Origin of the sequence: Azonexus sp. IMCC34842 (assembly GCF_050368855.1) — a bacterium.
Classification (GTDB): Bacteria; Pseudomonadota; Gammaproteobacteria; order Burkholderiales; family Rhodocyclaceae; genus Azonexus; species Azonexus denitrificans_A.
On record NZ_CP178449.1, the window covers coordinates 4279531 to 4299309 of the forward strand.

19 protein-coding genes are annotated in these 19779 nt (G+C 63.6%); 15 read left to right on the forward strand and 4 right to left on the reverse strand.

The window, feature by feature from the left end:
• Positions 1-8: 8 nt before the first annotated feature.
• From ACLIKD_RS20470 to ACLIKD_RS20495, 6 genes are read left to right on the forward strand one after another with little or no spacing between them, the layout of a single operon-like run.
• Entirely contained in the window at positions 9-485 is a 477-nt protein-coding gene (locus ACLIKD_RS20470) for an aromatic-ring-hydroxylating dioxygenase subunit beta (protein WP_428826478.1), read from the forward strand.
• 10 nt (positions 486-495) lie between these two features.
• Entirely contained in the window at positions 496-1236 is a 741-nt protein-coding gene (locus ACLIKD_RS20475) for an SDR family NAD(P)-dependent oxidoreductase (protein ID WP_428826479.1), read from the forward strand.
• A gap of 44 nt (positions 1237-1280) precedes the next feature.
• Positions 1281-2237 carry a PDR/VanB family oxidoreductase gene (locus tag ACLIKD_RS20480; RefSeq protein ID WP_428826480.1) on the forward strand — a complete coding sequence of 319 codons (957 nt, stop codon included), beginning with the start codon at positions 1281-1283 and terminating at the stop codon, positions 2235-2237.
• 19 nt (positions 2238-2256) lie between these two features.
• On the forward strand, positions 2257-2751 hold the full coding sequence (locus tag ACLIKD_RS20485; protein ID WP_428826481.1) for a flavin reductase: 495 nt from the start codon (positions 2257-2259) through the stop codon (positions 2749-2751).
• A gap of 1 nt (position 2752) precedes the next feature.
• Positions 2753-3889 carry an alpha-hydroxy acid oxidase gene (locus ACLIKD_RS20490; RefSeq protein WP_428826482.1) on the forward strand — a complete coding sequence of 379 codons (1137 nt, stop codon included), beginning with the start codon at positions 2753-2755 and terminating at the stop codon, positions 3887-3889.
• A 20-nt stretch (positions 3890-3909) separates the two neighbouring features.
• Complete coding sequence (locus ACLIKD_RS20495; RefSeq protein WP_428826483.1) at positions 3910-4497, forward strand: hemerythrin domain-containing protein; 588 nt, start codon at positions 3910-3912, stop codon at positions 4495-4497.
• Positions 4498-4560: 63 nt separating this feature from the next.
• On the opposite strand, the gene ACLIKD_RS20500 is transcribed toward ACLIKD_RS20495, so the two are convergent.
• The 3 genes from ACLIKD_RS20500 to ubiB are packed head-to-tail and all read right to left on the reverse strand — an operon-like array spanning position 4561 to position 9869.
• Positions 4561-5001 carry a DUF302 domain-containing protein gene (locus ACLIKD_RS20500; protein WP_428826484.1) on the reverse strand — a complete coding sequence of 147 codons (441 nt, stop codon included), beginning with the start codon at positions 4999-5001 and terminating at the stop codon, positions 4561-4563.
• Positions 5002-5051: 50 nt separating this feature from the next.
• Complete coding sequence (locus ACLIKD_RS20505; protein WP_428826485.1) at positions 5052-8342, reverse strand: SNF2-related protein; 3291 nt, start codon at positions 8340-8342, stop codon at positions 5052-5054.
• 6 nt (positions 8343-8348) lie between these two features.
• Entirely contained in the window at positions 8349-9869 is a 1521-nt protein-coding gene (ubiB, locus tag ACLIKD_RS20510) for a ubiquinone biosynthesis regulatory protein kinase UbiB (protein ID WP_226417471.1), read from the reverse strand.
• 270 nt (positions 9870-10139) lie between these two features.
• Between ubiB and ACLIKD_RS20515 the strand changes: the two genes are divergently transcribed.
• The 6 genes from ACLIKD_RS20515 to ACLIKD_RS20540 are packed head-to-tail and all read left to right on the forward strand — an operon-like array spanning position 10140 to position 16101.
• Complete coding sequence (locus ACLIKD_RS20515) at positions 10140-11663, forward strand: diguanylate cyclase (protein WP_428826486.1); 1524 nt, start codon at positions 10140-10142, stop codon at positions 11661-11663.
• 15 nt (positions 11664-11678) lie between these two features.
• On the forward strand, positions 11679-12188 hold the full coding sequence (locus ACLIKD_RS20520) for a DNA-deoxyinosine glycosylase (protein WP_428826487.1): 510 nt from the start codon (positions 11679-11681) through the stop codon (positions 12186-12188).
• A gap of 48 nt (positions 12189-12236) precedes the next feature.
• Positions 12237-14000: an arginine--tRNA ligase gene (gene argS, locus ACLIKD_RS20525; protein ID WP_428826488.1), complete on the forward strand. Its 1764-nt coding sequence runs from the start codon at positions 12237-12239 to the stop codon at positions 13998-14000.
• 25 nt (positions 14001-14025) lie between these two features.
• Positions 14026-14661: an SPOR domain-containing protein gene (locus ACLIKD_RS20530; protein WP_428826489.1), complete on the forward strand. Its 636-nt coding sequence runs from the start codon at positions 14026-14028 to the stop codon at positions 14659-14661.
• Positions 14662-14670: 9 nt separating this feature from the next.
• Positions 14671-15315, forward strand: a complete 645-nt coding sequence (locus ACLIKD_RS20535) for a thiol:disulfide interchange protein DsbA/DsbL (protein WP_226417466.1) — start codon at positions 14671-14673, stop codon at positions 15313-15315.
• A complete protein-coding gene (locus ACLIKD_RS20540; protein ID WP_428826490.1) occupies positions 15316-16101 on the forward strand; it encodes an SDR family oxidoreductase in 786 nt (261 codons plus the stop codon). It abuts the gene before it with no gap.
• Positions 16102-16121: 20 nt separating this feature from the next.
• On the opposite strand, the gene ACLIKD_RS20545 is transcribed toward ACLIKD_RS20540, so the two are convergent.
• Positions 16122-17747, reverse strand: coding sequence for a DUF342 domain-containing protein (locus ACLIKD_RS20545; protein WP_428826491.1), 1626 nt, complete (start codon positions 17745-17747; stop codon positions 16122-16124).
• Between the two features lie 167 nt (positions 17748-17914).
• On the opposite strand from ACLIKD_RS20545, the gene thiS reads away from it, so the two are divergent.
• The 3 genes from thiS (at position 17915) to trmB (ending at position 19756) form a co-directional block, all read left to right on the forward strand.
• Positions 17915-18118 carry a sulfur carrier protein ThiS gene (gene thiS, locus ACLIKD_RS20550; RefSeq protein WP_428826492.1) on the forward strand — a complete coding sequence of 68 codons (204 nt, stop codon included), beginning with the start codon at positions 17915-17917 and terminating at the stop codon, positions 18116-18118.
• 97 nt (positions 18119-18215) lie between these two features.
• Entirely contained in the window at positions 18216-18998 is a 783-nt protein-coding gene (locus ACLIKD_RS20555; RefSeq protein ID WP_428826493.1) for a thiazole synthase, read from the forward strand.
• Positions 18995-19756 (forward strand): tRNA (guanosine(46)-N7)-methyltransferase TrmB, encoded by a 762-nt coding sequence (trmB, locus tag ACLIKD_RS20560; RefSeq protein WP_428826494.1) that lies wholly within the window; start codon positions 18995-18997, stop codon positions 19754-19756. Before ACLIKD_RS20555 ends, trmB begins: the two co-directional genes overlap by 4 nt.
• Positions 19757-19779 lie beyond the last annotated feature (23 nt).

Consider the following 19779-nt stretch of genomic DNA (forward strand, 5'->3'; position numbering starts at 1 on the left):
AAAAAATCATGAATACGAATCTGATCTCCCAAGTATGCGCCTTCATCTGGCAGGAAGCCGACATGCTGGATCACGGCGAATTCCAGCCCTGGCTGGATCTGTGGACCGCCGACGGCCTCTACATCATTCCCATCGACCCGCTCGAAACGGACTTCCTGAATACCCTCAACTACGCCTACGACAATCATGTGATGCGCGCCAAGCGGGTCTATCGCCTGGGCAGCGGCGAGTCGATTTCGACCGTGCCGACCGCCCGGACGATCCGCACCACCTCGCGCTTCCGCATCCTGGCCGAAGCCGGTGATCGCGTCACCGTGCGCTGTGCCCAGAACCTGTGCGAGTTCAAGAAGGAAACCATCCGCCATTACACGGCCGATGTGACCTTCGAGCTGGTCAAGGCGGGCGACAGTTTCAAGATCGATCGCAAGATCATCCGTTTGATCAATGCCGACGATGCCCTCCAAGGCATCGCCTACATCATTTAAGGAGCGCAAGATGAGCCAGGTTGCCTTGGTTACCGGTGCCGCGCAGGGCTTGGGCCAGATCATCGCCCAGGAGTTTCTCGATGCCGGCTATAAAGTGGTCGTCACCGACGTCAGCGCAGCGCTGGCGGCAACGGGGGCCAGCAGCCTGGTCGGCGACGCCGCGAATATCCTGGCGTTGAAGCTCGACGTCAGCAGCAAGTCCGATTTCGAAGCCGCGCTGGCGGCCGTCGAAAAGCACTGGGGCGGTCTGCAGGTGGTGGTAAATAACGCCGCCATCACGCCGACGACGCCGGTAATGCAGATCACTCCGGAGGAATTCGACCGGGTGATCAGCATCAATCTGCGCGGCACTTTCCTGAGTTGCCAGGTTTTCGGTGCCGCCTTCGCCAAGGCCGGTTACGGCCGGCTCATCAACCTGGCCTCGCTGGCCGGGCAGAACGGCGGCACGGCTTCCGGCGCGCACTATGCGTCGTCCAAGTCCGGCATCATCACGCTGACCAAGATCTTTGCCCGCGAACTCGGCGCGGCCAACGTGACGGTCAATGCGATCGCCCCCGGCCCGATGGAGTTGCCCTCGGTGCGGGCGGCGGTGCCGGCCGAGCGGCTGGCCCAAATCATCGAGACCATACCGGTCAAGCGCCTGGGCAACCCGAAGTTCGTGGCGACTTTGGCCGTACAACTGGCTTCCCCGGAAGCCGACTTCACCACCGGGGCGACCTGGGATGTAAATGGCGGCATCTTCATGCGTTAAGCGCAGGCGTCATTCATCAAGACCAATAGAGAAAAGAGATCGACATGGCAGAAGACAAGATCAAGGTTGTCGTCAAACGACGGCAGGAACAGGGCCACGGCGTACTGGTGCTGGATCTCGTTGATTCGGAGGGCGGCGCCCTGCCGCCTTTTTCCGCCGGTGCGCATGTGGATATCCACCTGTCGCCCGAGCTGGTACGGCAATATTCCTTGTGCGGCGACCCGGCGCAGCGCGACGTCTATCGCCTGGGCATCCTCAAGGACCCACAGTCCCGGGGCGGTTCGCTGGCGGCGCACGCTGCGCTGCAAGAGGGCGACGAAGTCTGGGTCAGCCTGCCGCGCAATCATTTTCCGCTGGTCAGCGGCGCTCGGCGCAGCGTTCTGATCGGTGGGGGCATCGGCATCACGCCGATGATCGCGATGGCCTACGCCCTGTCGGCCGATGGTGCCGATTTCGAGTTGCATTACCGCGGTCGCAGTCGTGCCGCCTGCGCCTTTCTCGACGAGCTGGCAGCGTGTGTCTTCAGCGACCGGGTGCATACCCATTTCGGTGAAGAGGGTGCCGAGAGCCTCGATCTGGCCGCCGTTCTCGGCGACCCGGTGGCCGGCACACATGTCTATGTCTGCGGTCCGGCCGGCTTCATGAGCTGGGTGATCGACAGTGCCAAGGCGCTCGGCTTTGCCGACGAGGCGATTCACCGCGAATTCTTCCAGGTCGATACCGACAGTTCGGGCGCCGCCTTCGAGGTCGAAGCCCGGCGCAGCGGTACGACGGTCAAGGTCGAGGAAGGCCAGAGCATTGTCGATGCGCTGGCCAAGGTCGGCATCAAGATCAAGGTGTCCTGCGAGCAGGGCGTCTGTGGCACCTGCCTGTGCGATGTCATCGAAGGAACGCCGGATCATCGGGACGTCTATCTGACCGAAGAGGAAAAGTCCGACAACGACCAGATTCTGCTGTGTTGTTCGCGAGCCAAGACCGCCAGGCTGGTTCTCGACATTTAAGGAACGAAAGGAATTGCAAATGCTTGAGATCGCTCGTTATCGCAACGGTATGGCCATGCTGGCCGGCGCCGTCAATGTCATCACGACGGATGGTCCGCGCGGCAAGGCAGGGTTTACCGCGACGGCCGTGTGCACCGTGACCGATCAGCCGCCCACGCTGCTGGTGTGCATGAATCGTTCTTCCTACGCCCATCCGTTTTTTGTCGATAACGGCGTGCTCTGCGTCAATCTGCTGGCGGCCGCGCAGCAGGAATTGTCGGGCGTTTTCGCCAATCGGGAGATTCCGATGGACGAGCGTTTCGCCCGCACCCACTGGTCTACGCTGGAGACCGGTAGCCCGGCGTTTGCCGAGGCCTTGGTCAGCTTCGATTGCCGGATCGTCCAGGTACAGGAAATCGGTTCGCACACCATCTTTTTCTGCGAAGTGCTCGATATGCAGCAGAGCGACGCCAAGCCGGGCCTAGTGTATTTCAATCGCGGCTACCACCACCTCGCCGCCGACAAGGCGGCCTGAGATGGGCGTCATCACCTGCAACGAAGACCTGCGCCGGTTGGCCAAACGACGCGTGCCGCGAGCCATTTTCGATTACGTTGACCGCGGTTCGTATGACGAGCAGACGCTCAACGACAATCGTCGCGATCTGCAGGCCCTGCGTCTTCGCCAGCGGGTGATGGTCGATGTCTCGCAACGCAATCTGGCGTGCACGCTGGTCGGCGAAAAGGCCGCCATGCCGGTGGTCATCGCCCCGACCGGTCTGACCGGGCTGGTGCATGCCCGGGGCGAGATTCTGGCGGCGCAGGCGGCCGCGGCGGCGGGCATTCCTTTCACCCTGAGCACCATGTCGATCTGCTCGATCGAGGACGTCGCGGCGCATTGTGCCAAGCCGTTCTGGTTTCAGCTGTATGTGATGCGCGATCGGGATTTCGTCAGTTCCCTGATCGCCCGCGCCCGCCAGGCCGGCTGCTCGGCATTGGTGCTGACCGCCGACCTGCAGATCCAGGGCCAGCGCCACCGCGACTTGAAGAACGGTCTGACGGTGCCGCCGCGCCTGACCGCCGCCAATCTGCTCGATCTGGCCTACAAGCCGGCCTGGGGCATCAAGCAGTTGCTCGGCCAACGCATGACCTTCGGCAATCTGGCCGGTTTTCTGCCCAAGCAGGACAAGCAAACCAGCATGGGGCAATGGATCATGTCGCAGTTCGAGCCGGCGATGAGCTGGGACGACGTCGCCTGGGTCAAAGCACAATGGCCGGGCAAGTTGATCATCAAAGGGGTACTCGATCCCGAGGATGCCCGTCTGGCAGTCGACGCCGGGGCCGATGCCATCGTCGTTTCCAATCACGGCGGACGGCAACTGGATGGTGCGATATCGAGCATTGCGGCCCTGCCGGCGGTGGTGGACGCGGTTGGCCAGCGCACGGAAATTCTTTTCGATGGCGGTGTCAGAAGCGGACAAGATGTTCTCAAGGCGCTCGCCGTCGGCGCCAAGGGTGTCATGATAGGCAAGGCCTTTCTTTACGGCTTGGGGGCCATGGGCAAGGATGGCGTGGAACTTGCCTTGGCTTTGATCCGCAAGGAACTTGATGTGTCGATGGCCCTCACCGGAACCTGTGATCTGGCATCGGTTGGGCCCCTGGTTCTGTACCGCTAATTTTATTGAAGGAAAGCTCTATGTATCCCGAAGCCATCCGCATCATCAAAGACGAACATTTCGCCATTGCCGCTGTACTCCACACCCTGCGCCATCTGATCAACGAGATCCACGGCGGAGCCGAGCCGAACTTTCCCTTGCTCAAGGCCATTCTCGACTACATCGTCGCCTATCCCGATCGCTGGCATCATCCGAAGGAAGACAAGTATCTATTCGCCGCGGTCCGGCGCCGTTCGCCCGACGCCGAAGCGCTGGTGGCGAAACTGGAGCGCGAACACGCGCTCGGCTATCCGATGATCGAAACCCTGAAGCAGCAACTGCTCTGCTATCAGGCGAACGACCTTGGCGCGAAAGAGGACTTTTTCAGCACGGCCGGTCGCTATATCGACTTCGAGTATGCCCACATGAAAACCGAGGAAGAGGTGCTGATTCCTTTGGCCGAGTCCTTGCTACAGCCGGAAGACTGGGCCGAGATCGATGCGACTTTCCTAGAAAACGACAACCCCTTGTTTGGCATAAAGCCGAAGGAGGAAGCGGAGCGGCTCTATCAACGGATTCTGGCGTTGGCACCAGCCCCGATCGGATACGCCAGTCCGGATAAGCGCTAGGACACCCGGCCCGGGGTATTCCGCCCCGGCGCTGGGTGACGTCTTACTGCGCCAAGGACCCGCCTAGCGCGCCGCCTCGGCGGCGATTTCGCTGAGCAGCGGTTCGACCAGTTTGGCGGCGGCGCCCTGCGGCTTGCGGTAGGCCACCCAGGTTGTGCTTTTCTCGCCCGGCAGCGTGTAGATCGAGATGGCGAAGGGGCAGAGCACGATGTTGTGCGGGTCGGTTTCCATCATTTTTCGCGACAGGCTGGCCGAGCAGAATTCGATGATTTCGGCATTGTCGTAGATCTGGCGGCTGGCCCCGATGTCGGCCCCGGTGCGCTGCAGCATGTCGGCGATGTGCGCGGTGTAATTGACCACCAGGCCACGGTTTTCGATGGCCATGACGACGGTGTCGCGGGTGTCGGCGAAGCTGCCGGCGACTTTCTGCCGGACCATCCACGTTTCGGCGAGGGCCGCGCCGGTGCTCAGGACCAGCGCGAACAACACGATCAGGCGGCGCATTTTCACTCCCGTATCAGGTTTGTCGAATGCCGCGATTGGTCGTCGCCCGGCTAGCCGGGGAGCGGCTCGAACAGCGCGGCCAGATCGTCGGTGCCGAACTTGACGTCGACGCGGTGATCTTCGGAGAGGATGCCGGCCGCCAGTTCGGCCTTGCGTTCCTGCAGCGCGAGAATCTTTTCCTCGATACTGCCGCCGACGATCAGCTTGTACACGAACACCGGCTTGTCCTGGCCGAGACGGTGGGCGCGGTCGGTCGCCTGATTCTCGACGGCCGGATTCCACCACGGGTCGTAGTGGATCACGGTATCGGCGGCGGTCAGGTTGAGGCCGACGCCGCCGGCCTTCAGGCTGATCAGGAAGATCGGTACGTCCTCTTCCTGGAAGCGGCGAATCGGCGTTTCGCGGTGCACGGTGTCGCCGGTCAGCGTTACATAGCCGAGGTTGAGCTTGTCCAGTTCGTGCTCGATCAGCGCCAGCATGCTGGTGAACTGCGAGAAGACCAGGATGCGCCGGCCTTCTTCGACGAGTTCCGGCAGCATGCCCATCAGCAGGTCGAGCTTGGCCCGTTCCTTGACCTTCTTGGCGGCATTGGCCTTGACTAGGCGCGGGTCGCAGCAGACCTGGCGGAGCTTGAGCAGGGCGTCGAGAATGACGATCTGGCTGCGCGCGAAGCCCTTGCTGGCGATTTCGTCGCGGACCTTGGCGTCCATCGCGGCGCGCACGGTTTCGTACAGATCGCGTTGCGAGCCTTCGAGTTCGACGCTGCGGATGATGATGGTCTTCGGCGGCAGTTCCTGCGCCACGTCTTCTTTCTTCCGGCGCAGGATGAAGGGGCGGATGCGGCGGGCCAGCAAATCGCGGCGGCGGGTGTCGCCCTGCTTCTCGATCGGCGTCCGCCAGTGCTTGGTGAACTGTTTGCTGGCGCCGAGAAAGCCGGGCAGCAGAAAGTCGAACTGGCTCCACAATTCGCCGAGGTGGTTTTCCAGCGGCGTGCCGGTCAGGCACAGCCGGTGCCGGGTGTCGATCTTGCGCACCGCTTCGGCGCTCCGGCTCTGGGCGTTCTTGACCGTCTGCGCCTCGTCGAGGATGAGCAGGTGGTAGCTGTGCTGCATCAGTTCTTCGGCATCGCGCCAGAGCAGCGGATAGGTCGTCAGCACGACGTCGTGCTGGTCGATCTCGCCAAAGCGGCTCTTGCGTTCCGGGCCGTGCAGCGAGAGGACGCGCAGCGAGGGCGCGAAGCGCGCCGCCTCGCTTTTCCAGTTGAAGATCAGCGAGGTCGGCAGCACGATCAGCGCCGGCTTGTCGAGGCGGCCGCCTTCCTTTTCCAGCAGCAGGTGGGCCAGCGTCTGGGCCGTCTTGCCGAGGCCCATGTCGTCGGCCAGGATGCCGGACAGCTTCTGTTCGCGCAAAAACTGCAGCCAGGCCAGGCCTTCTTTCTGATATGGCCGCAGTTCCAGGCAGAGGCCGGCCGGCGGCGCGATGTCGCCGATCGCCTGCGCCGCTTTCAGGCGCTCGGCCATGGCAAAGACGTCGCTCTGGCCGCGGAATTCCCAGCGGCTGACGTCAGTCAGTTCGGCCAGGCGGGGCGCGTCGAAACGCGACAGGCGCAGCGTTTCGCCGCCGGTGAAGCCGTCGAACAGATCGATCAGCGTTGCCGCCAGCGGCTTGACGCGACCGGCCGGGACGCGCAGGCGCTTGCCCTGGGCGGTATGCAGTTCGATGCCTTCGTCGTCCGGGATGCGTTCCAGTTCGGCTGCTTCCAGCCAGCGCGGGTCGCGGCGGAACAGGCCGGCGAGCAACGGGGCGAGCGGCATCCGTTCGCCCTCGACGATGATCCCCATGTCGAGGTTGAACCAGCCGTTTTCCGCTTCGTACAGCTCGGCTTCCCAGCCATCGACTTCGATAACGTGGTGGCGGAAATCGTCGGGAAACTCGACCTGCCAGCCGGCTTCCTTCAATTGCCCGATGCCTTCCTGCATGAAGGGCGGCCAGCGCCCCTCGTCGGCCAGGCCGTAAATGCCTTCCGGCGGGCTGCCGAAGGTGTGCAGCGTGTGGCTCGGAATCTTCTGCATGCCGCTCGCGACGAGCGCAGCCAGGGCCTTGCTCTCGGCTTCCGGGCGGCGCTTCAGGCGGATGGTCTCGCCTTCCGGCAAGGTGATGAACTCGCTTTTTTCTTCCGGTCGGATGTCGGCATCGGCGTAGCGGAAAATTACCCGGGCGACGTCGAACAGGCCGCCGCTGAAGTTCTGCGGATAACCGCGCCAGGTGCGCTGGCCGTGGGTATGCAGGGTTTCGATCTGGAGGATGCTTTGCAGCGGGGCATCGACCAGCCGCAGGCGGGCCTTGACGTCCTCGGCCGGGAGCAGCAGCTCGGGCGCCTGCTCGCTCAGGGCGTCGGCGACCAGCGCCGCCTCGCTGGCCGAGAGCGGCGGCAGCGAGAACAGGCGCGAGATGACGGCCGGATTGCCGGCGACGTCGAGCGGCCCGGTTTCGCCGTCGTTCAGGTCGAGATACCAGGGGGGATCGACCGCGATGATCATGCCGGCCGTCGGCTCGGGAATCAGGTAGGGCCGCTGGAAGCCCATGCCGTCTACCTGCCAGCCGATGCTCGCCGGGCGGGTGGCGCCGGCATTGAGCGGCAGGCCGAGATCGTCCTCGGGGTAGAGGCGATGGCTGGCGACCATCCGTTGCAGGATTTCGGCACCGTGTTTCGGACCCAGGCCAAAAGCGCGCAGCCCGGTTTCATGGCCGCGTTCGGCCCAGATCAGGCGAAGGATGCCGAGATCTTCTTCAGTGACGAACTGCGGCGGAGTGATCAGCGCACGATCGACTTTCCACCATTCCTCGGCGCTTTCCGGGTATTTGCCCTTGCGGATCTCGACGCCGAAGCGGAGGTGGTCGGCGGTCCATTTCAGGATGTAGAACAACTGCTGCCGGGCGCCGACCGGCCGGGCTTTCTTCTTGGCGACGGCGATCGAGACGCGGCGCAGATCGTCGGCCCAGGACAGCGCGCTGGTGCTGGCGCTCGGGCTGGCACCTTCCTTCGGCTTGCCTTCGGCGACGGCTTTCAACAGCATCGCGGCGACGTGCTTGCAGTGGCGGCCCTGGGTGCAGGAGCAACGGCTGATCACTGCCATTTCGCCGCTCTGCGTCTGGCTCAGGTAGGCTTGGGCGACATACGGGGTGCGGGCGGTGCCGGGAATGACCGCGCTGATCTGGCTGTCCTTGATTTCAAGGTCGGTGACCTGATCGACGTACGGCCGGGCTTTGGTGAGCTCCCGGGTGGCGAACCATTCGGCGACGTTTTCTTCGGTGAGGCTGGTAAAAGTGACGGTGGCCATCGGCGATCAGGCAAAAAGCGCGCTGACGAGCAGCGCGAGCAGTACGGCAATGATCGCCAGCCAGCGGTTTTGTTGCTGCTGGGCAGCGATCAGGCGGTCGATCTGCGGTTGTAAATCGGCCTTCGGGCCCTGGGCCAGCGACTGGTGTACCAGGCGCGGCAGCTGCGGCAGGGTGCGCGCCAGGTAGGGGGCTTCCTGCTTGAAGGTGCGGAGCAGGCCGCGCCAGCCGACCTGTTCGCTCATCCAGCGTTCGAGGAAGGGTTTGGCGGTTTTCCAAAGGTCGAGTTCGGGGTCGAGCTGACGGCCGAGGCCTTCGATATTGAGCAGGGTTTTTTGCAGCATGACCAGTTGTGGCTGGATCTCGACGTTGAAGCGGCGCGAGGTCTGGAACAGCCGAAGCAGGATTTTGCCGAAGGAAATGTCCTTCAGTGGGCGGTCGAAGATCGGCTCGCAGACGGCGCGGATGGCGGCTTCGAATTCATCGACCCGGGTCTCCTTCGGCGCCCAGCCGGATTCGATGTGGGCTTCGGCGACGCGCTTGTAGTCGCGGCGGAAGAAGGCGAGGAAATTCTGGGCCAGGTAGTTCTTGTCGCTGTCGGTCAACGTGCCGACGATGCCGAAATCGAGGGCGATGTAGCGGCCGTCGGCATGCACGAAGATGTTGCCGGGGTGCATGTCGGCATGGAAGAAGCCGTCGCGGAAAACCTGGGTGAAGAAGATTTCGACGCCGGCGGCGGACAGCTTCGACAGATCGATGCCGTCGGCCCGCAATTTGTCGATCTGCGAGATCGGCGTGCCGACCATGCGTTCCATCACCATGACGGTGGAAGTGCACCAGTCCCAATGGACTTCCGGCACGACCAGCAACGTCGAGTCGCTGAAGTTGCGGCGCAGTTGCGAGGCATTGGCCGCTTCGCGCATCAGGTCCAGCTCGTCGCGCAGATACTTGGCGAACTCGGCGACCACCTCGCGCGGCTTCAGGCGCTTGCCGTCCGCCCAGATTTTCTCGAGCAACATCGCGAAGTTGTCCATCAGCGCCAGATCGTGCTCGATCACCGACAGCATGTTCGGGCGGAGGATCTTGACCGCCACTTCGTGGCCGCCGTCCTCCGTCTTCAGGCGGGCAAAGTGCACCTGGGCGATGGAGGCCGAGGCGACCGGCACCGGGTCGAATTCGGCAAAGACTTCGCTGGCCGGGCGGCCGTAGGCTTTCTCGATTTCGGCCAGGGCGAGCGCCGAATCGAAAGGCGGCACGCGATCCTGCAGGCGGGCCAGTTCGTCGGCGATGTCGGTCGGCATCAGGTCGCGCCGGGTCGACAGGACCTGGCCGAACTTGACGAAAATCGGCCCCAGCGCTTCCAGGGCCAGGCGCAGGCGCTCGGCGCGCGGCGTCGACAGGTCGCGCCAGAACTGCAGGGCATTGGCCAGGCGAACCAGGCGACCCGATGGCTCATGTTCGAGCACCATTTCGTCGAGGCCGAAGCGGCTGGCGACGGAGGCGATCTTGAGCAGACGGAAAATACGCATGTAGGCAGGGCATGCCGGACGGGCCGGCTGATACGTTAAACGAGCATGTTAACACGCTGACGCCGGTCGCGGCCCCGTGTTTTGCGCCTGCCGGGACTCGCCGTCGGGCAGCCGGACGGATCGGGCGACCGGCCGCCATATTGTTTTTCCGCGCGGTGCGAAACAGTCCGGGCATTAGGATAAACTTTCAGCAGAGGTCCTCGGGCCTGTCCCTGTTTTTGCTGAAGCCGGCGAGTTCAGGTGTTGCTGCTTACTCCTACGATTTTTTTGATGAATCAACCCAAAAACCCATCGGTAATCGCGCGGGAAGCCCTGAAACGCTTGGCGGCCAGCCATCTGCCGCCAACGCCGGCCAACTACCAGGCGTCCTACAACCAGATCGCCGATCTGCCCAATGTCGCACCCTTTCCGGATGTGCCGCTGCGCCAGATCGCCGGGCTGCTGGCGGCCCGGAACGATACCCAGGTCCAGCAGCTGATCCGCCTCGATGAAGCGATCGGGCGGCGCAGTTGGCTGGGGGTGCAGGAAGCCGTGCTTGCTTTCGTCGGGGCCGGCAATGCCGGGGGGGGCAAAGACGATGCCGAACCGGTGGCGCTGCAGGTGTTGCCGCTGGAGTTGTTGGCCAAGCTGGCGAGCTTCGTCGAAAATGTTCTGCCCGCCCTGGGAGCCGACAATGACCGGGTCGGCGAACTGGCCGCCGCTTTGCTGCAGGCGCTGCGCCAGGCGCCGGTCGATCTTGCCGAGATTCAGAGCCGGCTGGCCAGCCTCGGTCAGCAGGCGCTGTTTGCCGCCGAAGAGCAGGTCGAGATCAAGGACTCCCTGCTCAACCTGCTGCGCCTGATCATCGAAAATGTCGGCGAGCTCAGCCTCGATGACAGCTGGCTCAAGGGACAGGTCGATGGCTTGCTGGCCGTCGTCCAGCCGCCGCTGACCTTGCGCCATCTCGACGATATGGGGCGGCGTCTGCGCGATGTGATGGTCAAGCAGAGCGAGGCCAAGCACCGCTCGCTCGAGGCACAGGAGGAAATGCGCCAGATGCTGGCCGCCTTCATCGAGCGGCTGGCCGCGATCAACGAGTCGAGCACGGTTTTCCAGGGCAAGATCGAAGCAAGTGCCAGGGCCATCGCGAACGTCAAGCGGATCGAGGATCTGGCGCCCTTGCTCAACGATGTCATTACGGCGACCCGGTCAATGGCCGAGGGAACGTCGGATTCCCGTCTACAGTTGCAGAGCTTGCAAGAGCGGGTGCTGGCGACTGAAGCCGAGCTGGTCCAGCTGCACCTTGAACTGGACAACGCCAGTGCGCTGGCCCGCCACGACCCGCTGACCGACGCGCTCAACCGCAAGGGGCTGGATGAGGCGCTGGCGCGTGAAATTGCCGGGATGTGGCGCAAGGGGACGGCGCTATCGATCTGCCTGCTCGACATCGACAACTTCAAGCGGCTGAACGACCGCCTCGGGCATGACGTGGGCGACCATGCGCTGGTGCACCTGACCAGAGTCGCCCGTCAATGCATGCGCCCGAGCGATACGCTGGCCCGCTATGGCGGCGAAGAGTTCGTCATCCTGATGCCGGATACCGTGCTCGAACAGGGTATCGAGGCGATGACCCGCTTGCAGCGCGAGCTGACCAAGGCTTTCTTCCTGTCCGGCAAGGAAAAGGTCCTGATCACCTTCAGCGCCGGCGTCGCCCAACTGAGCCCGGATGAAACCGGCAGCGACGCCATCCGGCGGGCCGACCAGGCGATGTATGCGGCCAAGCGGGCCGGCAAGAACCGCGTTGTCGGCGGCTGAGCCCGTTCCCGACCGATGGCGCTGATCCGGTGTTTTGCGCCGGTGGCAGCGGGCGACGCCCGCCTGCTGATTCTCGGCAGCATGCCCGGCAAGGCATCGCTGCAGGCCGATCAGTATTACGCCCATCAACGCAATGCCTTCTGGCGGATCATGGGCGACCTGCTCGGCGCCGGGCCGGAGCTGTCCTACCCGGCCCGCCTGGAAAAACTGACGGCGGCCGGCGTCGCGCTGTGGGACGTAATTGCCGCCTGCGAGCGGGAAAGCAGTCTGGATGCCGATATTGTCGGCGCGACGGTCCGCCCGAATGATTTCCCGGCATTTTTCGCGGCGCACCCTGGCATCGACCATGTCTTCTTCAATGGCGGGGCCGCCGAAGCGAGCTTTCGCCGTCTCGTTCTGCCCGGCCTGAAGGCTCCGCCACGCCGGCTGTTGCGCCTGCCGTCGACCAGCCCGGCGCACGCCGCGCTGAGTTATACCGACAAGCTGGCGGCCTGGTCGGCAATTGTCGCCCCGCCAATTAACTAAGCTTCGGCAGCGTATAATCGCGCTCTTCGAATTTTTCGCCTCAAATCAATGGCCCACGACGTTAAATCCCAGCTGACCACCCTTCTGCAACAGGCGCTGGCCAGTGTTGCACCCACGGCAACCGATACCCCGATTCAACTCGAACGGCCACGCGATCCGACGCATGGCGATTTCGCCACCAACCTGGCAATGCAACTGGCCAAGGCGCTGAAGAAGAATCCGCGCGACATCGCCAAGCAGCTGGTCGCCGAGTTGCCGCCATCCATTCTGGTCAGCAAGGCCGAAGTCGCCGGGGCCGGCTTCATCAACTTCACGCTCGATGCACGGGCCAAGATCAATGTCGTGCGTGCCGTGCTGGCCGAAGGCGAGAGCTATGGCCGGTCCACGCAGGGCGGTTGGCAGAAGGTCCAGGTCGAATTCGTTTCGGCCAACCCGACCGGGCCGTTGCACGTCGGCCACGGCCGCGGTGCCGCCTACGGTGCCTCGCTGTCTAATCTGCTGACCTTTGCCGGCTGGGATGTGACGCGCGAGTATTACGTCAATGACGCCGGCCGCCAGATGGATATTCTCGGCCTGTCGACCTGGCTGCGTTATCTCGAGCAGCATGCTGTTGCCGTGCCATTCCTGCCCAATGCCTATCAGGGCGACTATGTCCGCGAAATGGCCAAGCAGATGACGGCGGCGCATGGCGCCAAATTCGTCCGCCAAGCCGCCGATGTGCTCGCCGGGACGCCCGGCCTGCCCGAGGCCGAGCGGGCCGACGACGAGGCCAAGCGCCAGCGCGACCAGCATCTCGATGCGCTGATCGCCAATGCCAAGACCTTGCTCGGCGCCGATTGGACCTACGTCCATCAGCACGCGCTGTCCGAACAACTGGCCGACTGCCGCGACGATCTGGAAGAATTCGGCGTGCATTTCGACGTCTGGTTCTCCGAACAGGCGCTGTTCGACACCGGCCTGGTCGCCCGCTGCGTCGATCTGCTCGAAAAGAACGGCCATCTGTACGTGCAGAACGGCGCCCGCTGGTTCAAGTCGACGGCTTTCGGCGACGAAAAGGACCGCGTCGTGCAGCGCGAAAACGGCCTGTATACCTATTTCGCCTCCGATATCGCCTATCACCTGAACAAGTTCGAGCGCGGTTTCGACAAGGTCATCAATATCTGGGGCGCCGACCATCACGGCTACATTGCCCGGGTCAACGGTGCGATCAAGGCGCTCGACCTGAATCCGGCCAAGCTGCAGGTCGCGCTGGTCCAGTTCGCGGTGCTCTACCGCAACGGCCAGAAGGCTTCGATGTCCACCCGTTCCGGCGACTTCGTCACGCTGCGCGAACTGCGCGGCGAAGTCGGCAACGACGCTTGCCGCTTCTTCTACGCCTTGCGCAAGTCGGACCAGCACCTCGATTTCGACCTCGATCTGGCGAAGAGCCAGACCAACGAAAACCCGGTCTATTACATCCAGTATGCGCATGCCCGGATCTGCTCGGTGATCAATCAGTGGAGCGGCGATTTCGCGACGCTGGCCGAAAGCGATCTGACCCGTCTCGACAATCCACGCGAACTGGCTCTCGCCAACAAGCTGGCCGAGTTCCGTGAAGTCATCGACAACGCCGCCCGCGAACTGGCGCCGCACCTGATCGCCTTCTACCTGAAGGATCTGGCCGGCGACTTCCACGGCTGGTACAACGCCGAGCGCATGCTGGTCGATGATTCGGCCTTGCGCGATGCCCGTGTCGCCCTGGCCGCCTCGGTCCGTCAGGTAATCCGTAACGGCCTGGCCATTCTGGGCGTCAGCTGCCCGGAATCGATGTAAGGAAAGAATGACGATGAGTCGTGACATGAAACCCCGCAAGAGCCAGCCAGCCAAGAAGAAATCCGGCGGCGGCACGCTGATCGGGATGTTCATCGGCCTGGTTCTCGGGGTCGGTATTGCGGCCGGCGTGGTCTGGTACCTGAACAATTCGCCGTTGCCCTTCAACAAGCAGGTGCAACTGCCGGCCAACGGCCGGGCGCCGCAGAATGCCGCCGCCCAGCCGGCGCAGCCGATGGCGCTGCCCGGCAAGCCGGGTGACCCGATTCCGGAAAAACGCTTCCAGTTCTACGACATTCTCCCCGGCAAGACCGATGGCGTACCGGAGAAGGCCGGCAAGGCGGAGGTCAAGCCGGACGCTAAGCCGGAGGCCAAGCAGGAAGCGCCGAAGAAGGAAGAAAAGAAGGAAGAAAAGAAAGAGGAGAGCAAGGAAAGCAAGACGCCGCTCTTCCTCCAGGCCGGTTCTTTCAGTACGGCGCAGGATGCTGACAACCAAAAGGCCAAGCTTGCGTTTATGGGAGTGGAGGCGGTTGTCCAGCAGGTGATGATTCAGGACAAGACGCTCTACCGGGTTCGGGTTGGTCCTTACATGAAGATCGATGAATTGAACAAAGTGCGTGCCGAGCTTGCCAAATCCGGCATCGATGCCCAGCTATCAAAATAGGAGTAACGCATGAAGTTTCCCCGCCGCAGTTTTATCTCCGCCATTCTTGCGCTTGGCGCCTCATTGACCGTTGCCATGCCGGCTGTAGCCCAGAGCGTCGGCAAGGATTACACGCTGATTTCGCCGGTCCAGCCGACCGACGACGCGGCCAAGATCGAAGTCCTCGAATTCTTCAGCTACGGCTGCCCGCATTGCAGCGACTTCAACCCGCTGGTCACGGCCTGGGCGGCCAAGTTGCCGGGCGACGTGGTATTCAAGAAAGTGCCGGTGACCTTTGGTCGCGGCGCCTGGGCGAATATCGCCAAGCTCTATTTCACGCTGGAAATCACCGGTGATCTGGCCCGCCTCGAAGCCGATGTTTTCAAGGCGATCCATCAGGACCGGGTCAATCTGTTCGAAGAGCGCACGCTGGTCGAGTGGGTGAGCAAGCGCGGCGTCGATGCCAAGAAGTTTACCGAGACATTCAGCTCCTTCGGCGTGATGAGCAAGGTCAAGCGCGCCGATCAGCAGGCCCAGGCCTTCAAGATCCAGGGCGTCCCGGCACTGGCCATCGACGGCAAGTTCATGGTCGGCGGCAAGGATTTCGCCGATCAGCTGGCCATCGCCGACAAGCTGGTTGCCAAGGCGCGCAGCGAGAAGTCCGGCAAGAAGTAATTGGTTCTGAAGGTTTTCATCACAGGCGCCTCGTCGGGTATCGGCGAGGCGCTTGCCGTTTACTACGCGGCACAGGGCGCGACGCTCGGTCTGGCAGCGCGCCGGGGCGACCGGCTCGACCAGTTGAATCAACGGCTCGGCGGGCGTCACGCCTGCTACGCGCTGGATGTCAGCGATGCGCCGGCCGTGCACGCGGCGGCCACCGACTTTGTCAGGCGCTTCGGCGCGCCGGACATCATCATTGCCAGCGCCGGGGTGTCGGCCGGGACACTGACCGAGTACGAGGCCGATCTGGAAGTCTTCCGGCGGGTGATGGATATCAACGTGTTCGGCCTGGCGGCGACCTTTGCCCCGTTCATCCCGGCCCTCAAGGCGGCGGGCGGCGCGCCGCGCCTGGTCGGCATCGCGTCGGTTGCCGGCATCCGCGGCCTGCCGGGGGCGGAGGCCTATTCGGCCTCGAAAGCGGCGGCCATCGCCTACCTGGAAAGCCTGCGTCTGGAAATGCGGCCCTACGGCATCCAGGTCGTGACCATTGCGCCCGGCTACATCGAAACGCCGATGACTGCGCTCAATCCCTACAAAATGCCGTTCTTAATGCCGCCGCAACAGGCGGCCGAACGCTTTGCCGCAGCCATCGCGCGCGGCACGAGCTATACGGTGATCCCGTGGCAGATGGGCATCGTCGCCAAAGTGCTGCGCGCCCTGCCCAACTGGCTTTACGACCGGCTGTTCGTCAAGGCGCCGCGCAAGCCGCGCGGCCTGGATCTCGGCGGCCCGGCCAACTAGGCGCGGCGCAGCGCCTCGGTCTACAGCGGACCAAACACGCCTTCTTCGTTGAGCCCGACGGTGCATGGCCCGTGCTCGTGGGTCGTGCGGTAGTGGTAGCGGCCGAGATGGATATCGCTCCCCTCGTGCAGCGCCTGTTCGGCGATCACGCGGGCGTGCTGCGACAGTTCGATCTTCTGCTCCATGGCGGTGCACGCTTCGTTCAGTTCGCCGATTTCCAGGGCCAGGGCCATGGCCGTCGCCCGCGCCTTGTTGACCACGTCGGGGGCCAGCTTGCCGGGGTTCTTTCCGGCAAAGGTCAGCAGTTTGCCGAGTTCGCCGAGCTGGGTGTTGCGCTCGTCGCGTTTATGCAGCAGGGCCTGTTGCTGGGCGCGCATCTGCGGATTGGCGCCGATTTCGAGGCGGGTGTGGCCCTGGTTCGGCGAGCCGATGACCTTGGCGGTGATCGACAGCATCGCCTTGGCAGAGCCGCCGATGATGTGGCCGCGCTGCTTGTGGCCGACGGTGATGTGGTTGAGCGCCGATAGTTCGCACTGCAAGGCCATGTCGTCGATGAAAATGCTGTCGCCGGCTTCAATCACCGCCTGTTGGGCATAGGTGGCATTGAAGCTGCCGCCGCAGCGGACGTGGTGTTCGCCGCTGCCGGCATGGACCAGCGAGCCGATGACGCCACCCTTGACGACGATGTTGCCGCCGGCTTCCAGCGTGGCCAGGTCGACGACGCCGCCGATTTCGATGTCGCCGCTGGCGCAGACCGTCATCCCGGCATCGACGTCGCCACTGATCACCACATTGCCGTCGAAATTGATGTTGCCGCTGGCCGAGCCGACCTGCTTGATCTTGTAGATCGGCTCGACGGCCATGCCGTTCTTGACGACGACCGGCTGACCGGTAATCGCGGCGAGCAGCAGGTCGTCGTCGCCGACGGCGAAATCGGTGCCCGGCAACTTGCTGGCGAACTTGACGACCTTGCCCGGCTTGGCCGGGATCGTCTGGCCGAGCAAGGTCCGGCCGTCGACGCCGGGCGTCGGCGGGTGGCGGCGCATCAGCGCGTCGCCGGGATGGACCACCTGAATGTCGCCGAGATCGTGATAGTCGATATGGCCGTTCAGGTCTTCATGCGGCTGCCGGTCGCGGGCTTGCGGAATCAGTGCTTCCAGTCGGCCATTGGCGCCATCTTCGGCCGGCGTGCCGCGCGCGACGACCTCACCACAGGCGCTGCCGGCGGCGACCACGGCGGCGACCACGGCGGCGATGGCGGCATCGAGCAGGCCAGCGGTCACGCCTTCGGCGGCCAGTGCGGCAACGACGGCGGCGCGCGTCACGGCGTTGCCGCCTTGCGCTGCGCCGATGTCGACGCGGGCTTCGAGGCCGTTGGCTGTGATGGCGACCCGCAGCGTGGCATCGAGCGCTTCGGCCAGCTTCAGTTCGGCCGTTTCGCCGGAATTGTATTTGCCGAGCAAGGCGGTGGCGGCCTCCGGCAGGTAGTGCAGGGCGCCATACCCCTGTTCGGCCAGTTGCTCGCGGAGCCAGGGTTCGTCGATCGGTTCCGCATCGGCTTCAGGGGCGATGCTGGCGATCAGCGTCCGGCTTGCCGGGTCGAAGCGTAAAGCGAGACCTTGGCCACGGGTTTTCTGGCTATCCAATGCGTGCCTCGCTGGTTGTACGGTATCAGGCATCTTAGCTTTCGCCCGGCCCCCGGGCAATACCGGAGATCCGCTCGTAGTCAGGTTGGCCAGCGACCCGGCGCGGAATCGGCGAGCGGCGATATTTCCCTGGTTCGGCAGATGGTCGCGCTTGGTAGAATAAGCGGATGCTCGAACTCAAGATCAATGGCGAAGTCCGCCAGTTCCCAGAAGCCCTTACCGTTGCCGGCCTGATCGGTCAGCTCGGTTACGCCGGCCAGCGGATTGCCGTCGAACGTAACGGCGAAATCGTCCCGAAGAGCCAGCACGGCTCGACCGCGCTGGCCACCGGCGACCAACTCGAAATCGTCGTCGCCGTGGGGGGCGGCTAGGATCGAGGATTCAGGATCGAGGATCGCGTGGTCCTCCTTCGCTTCTCCCTCCTGCGCTCTTACTAACCGCTAACTCCTAACCACTGGATCCTAACGAATGCATCAACTGACCATCGCCGGCAAGGCGTACCGTTCCCGTTTGCTGGTTGGTACCGGCAAGTACAAGGATTTCGCAGAAACGCGGGCGGCGCTCGATGCTTCCGGCGCCGAGATCGTCACTGTCGCCGTCCGCCGCGTCAATATCGGCCAGGACGCCGGGCAGCCCAACCTGCTCGACGCCGTGCCGCCGGCGCAGTTCACCATCCTGCCGAATACCGCCGGCTGCTATACGGCCGACGACGCGGTACGCACGCTGCGCCTGGCGCGCGAACTGCTCGACGGGCATCCGCTGTGCAAGCTGGAAGTTCTTGGCGATCCGACCAACCTCTTCCCGAACATGCCGGAAACCCTGAAAGCTGCGGCAACGCTGGTCAAGGACGGTTTTCAGGTGATGGTCTACTGCGCCGACGATCCGATCCAGGCCAAGATGCTCGAGGAAATCGGCTGCGTCGCGGTGATGCCGCTCGCTTCGCTGATCGGCTCCGGCATGGGCATCGTCAATCCGTGGAACCTGCGGCTGATCATCGACAACGCCAAGGTGCCGATCATCGTCGATGCCGGCGTCGGCACCGCCTCCGATGCGGCGATCGCGATGGAACTCGGCTGCGACGGCGTGTTGATGAATACCGCCATCGCCCACGCCAAGAACCCGGTACTCATGGCCAGCGCCATGAAAAAAGGCGTCGAAGCAGGCCGCGAGGCTTTCCTGGCGGGCCGTATGGCGCGCAAATATTACTCGGCCGACCCTTCGTCGCCGACTTCCGGACTGATCGGCTCATGAGCGATACCCCCCTGATTCAACCGAGCGTCGCCGAAGGCGACGGGACCTATACCGAAGGCCGCGAAGGCTACGGCCACATCAAGAGTTTCGTCCGGCGGGCCGGCCGGATGTCGGCGGCGCAGGAAAATTACTACGCCGAGATGATGCCGAAAATCGGCCTGGTCTATGCGCCGCAGCCGATCGACCTGGCCGCGGTCTATGGCCGGAACAACCCGAAGATCCTCGAAATCGGCACCGGCATGGGCGAAACCACCGCCAAGATCGCCGATGCCAATCGCGACAACGATTATCTCGGCGTCGAAGTGCACGTGCCGGGTGTCGGCGCGCTGTGCAAGCAGATTGCCGAGCGCCAATTGAGCAACCTGCGCATCTGCCAGCATGACGCGGTCGAAGTGGTGCGCGACATGCTGCCGGAAGGCTCGCTCGACGGCGTCCATGTCTTCTTCCCGGACCCCTGGCACAAGGCCCGCCACAACAAGCGCCGGCTGATCCAGCCGCCCTTCGTCGCGCTGCTCGCCTCGCGCCTCAAGCCGGGTGGCTATTTCCACTGCGCCACCGACTGGGAAGAGTACGCCCACCAGATGCTGGAAGTGCTCTCCGCCGAACCGACGCTGGCCAATTCGGCCGACGGCTTCGCGCCGCGCCCCGAATATCGACCGCTGACCAAGTTCGAGAATCGCGGCCTGCGTCTCGGACATGGGGTCTGGGACGTGATTTTCCGCAAAAAAGTAAGCAAGCGGCCGAGGCGGTTTGCGTAAAATGCCGCTTGATATCGATCAAT

Coding starts and splice junctions, on each gene's coding strand:
- ACLIKD_RS20505 (WP_428826485.1), bottom strand. CDS start 8,342: ATGGCCACCGTCACTTTTACCAGCCTCACCGAAGAAAACGTCGCCGAA.
- ACLIKD_RS20480 (WP_428826480.1), top strand. CDS start 1,281: ATGGCAGAAGACAAGATCAAGGTTGTCGTCAAACGACGGCAGGAACAG.
- ACLIKD_RS20535 (WP_226417466.1), top strand. CDS start 14,671: ATGAAGTTTCCCCGCCGCAGTTTTATCTCCGCCATTCTTGCGCTTGGC.
- ACLIKD_RS20470 (WP_428826478.1), top strand. CDS start 9: ATGAATACGAATCTGATCTCCCAAGTATGCGCCTTCATCTGGCAGGAA.
- ACLIKD_RS20485 (WP_428826481.1), top strand. CDS start 2,257: ATGCTTGAGATCGCTCGTTATCGCAACGGTATGGCCATGCTGGCCGGC.
- ACLIKD_RS20495 (WP_428826483.1), top strand. CDS start 3,910: ATGTATCCCGAAGCCATCCGCATCATCAAAGACGAACATTTCGCCATT.
- ACLIKD_RS20530 (WP_428826489.1), top strand. CDS start 14,026: ATGAAACCCCGCAAGAGCCAGCCAGCCAAGAAGAAATCCGGCGGCGGC.
- ACLIKD_RS20520 (WP_428826487.1), top strand. CDS start 11,679: ATGGCGCTGATCCGGTGTTTTGCGCCGGTGGCAGCGGGCGACGCCCGC.
- ACLIKD_RS20475 (WP_428826479.1), top strand. CDS start 496: ATGAGCCAGGTTGCCTTGGTTACCGGTGCCGCGCAGGGCTTGGGCCAG.
- ubiB (WP_226417471.1), bottom strand. CDS start 9,869: ATGCGTATTTTCCGTCTGCTCAAGATCGCCTCCGTCGCCAGCCGCTTC.
- argS (WP_428826488.1), top strand. CDS start 12,237: ATGGCCCACGACGTTAAATCCCAGCTGACCACCCTTCTGCAACAGGCG.
- ACLIKD_RS20500 (WP_428826484.1), bottom strand. CDS start 5,001: ATGCGCCGCCTGATCGTGTTGTTCGCGCTGGTCCTGAGCACCGGCGCG.
- ACLIKD_RS20490 (WP_428826482.1), top strand. CDS start 2,753: ATGGGCGTCATCACCTGCAACGAAGACCTGCGCCGGTTGGCCAAACGA.
- ACLIKD_RS20515 (WP_428826486.1), top strand. CDS start 10,140: ATGAATCAACCCAAAAACCCATCGGTAATCGCGCGGGAAGCCCTGAAA.
- ACLIKD_RS20555 (WP_428826493.1), top strand. CDS start 18,216: ATGCATCAACTGACCATCGCCGGCAAGGCGTACCGTTCCCGTTTGCTG.
- trmB (WP_428826494.1), top strand. CDS start 18,995: ATGAGCGATACCCCCCTGATTCAACCGAGCGTCGCCGAAGGCGACGGG.
- thiS (WP_428826492.1), top strand. CDS start 17,915: ATGCTCGAACTCAAGATCAATGGCGAAGTCCGCCAGTTCCCAGAAGCC.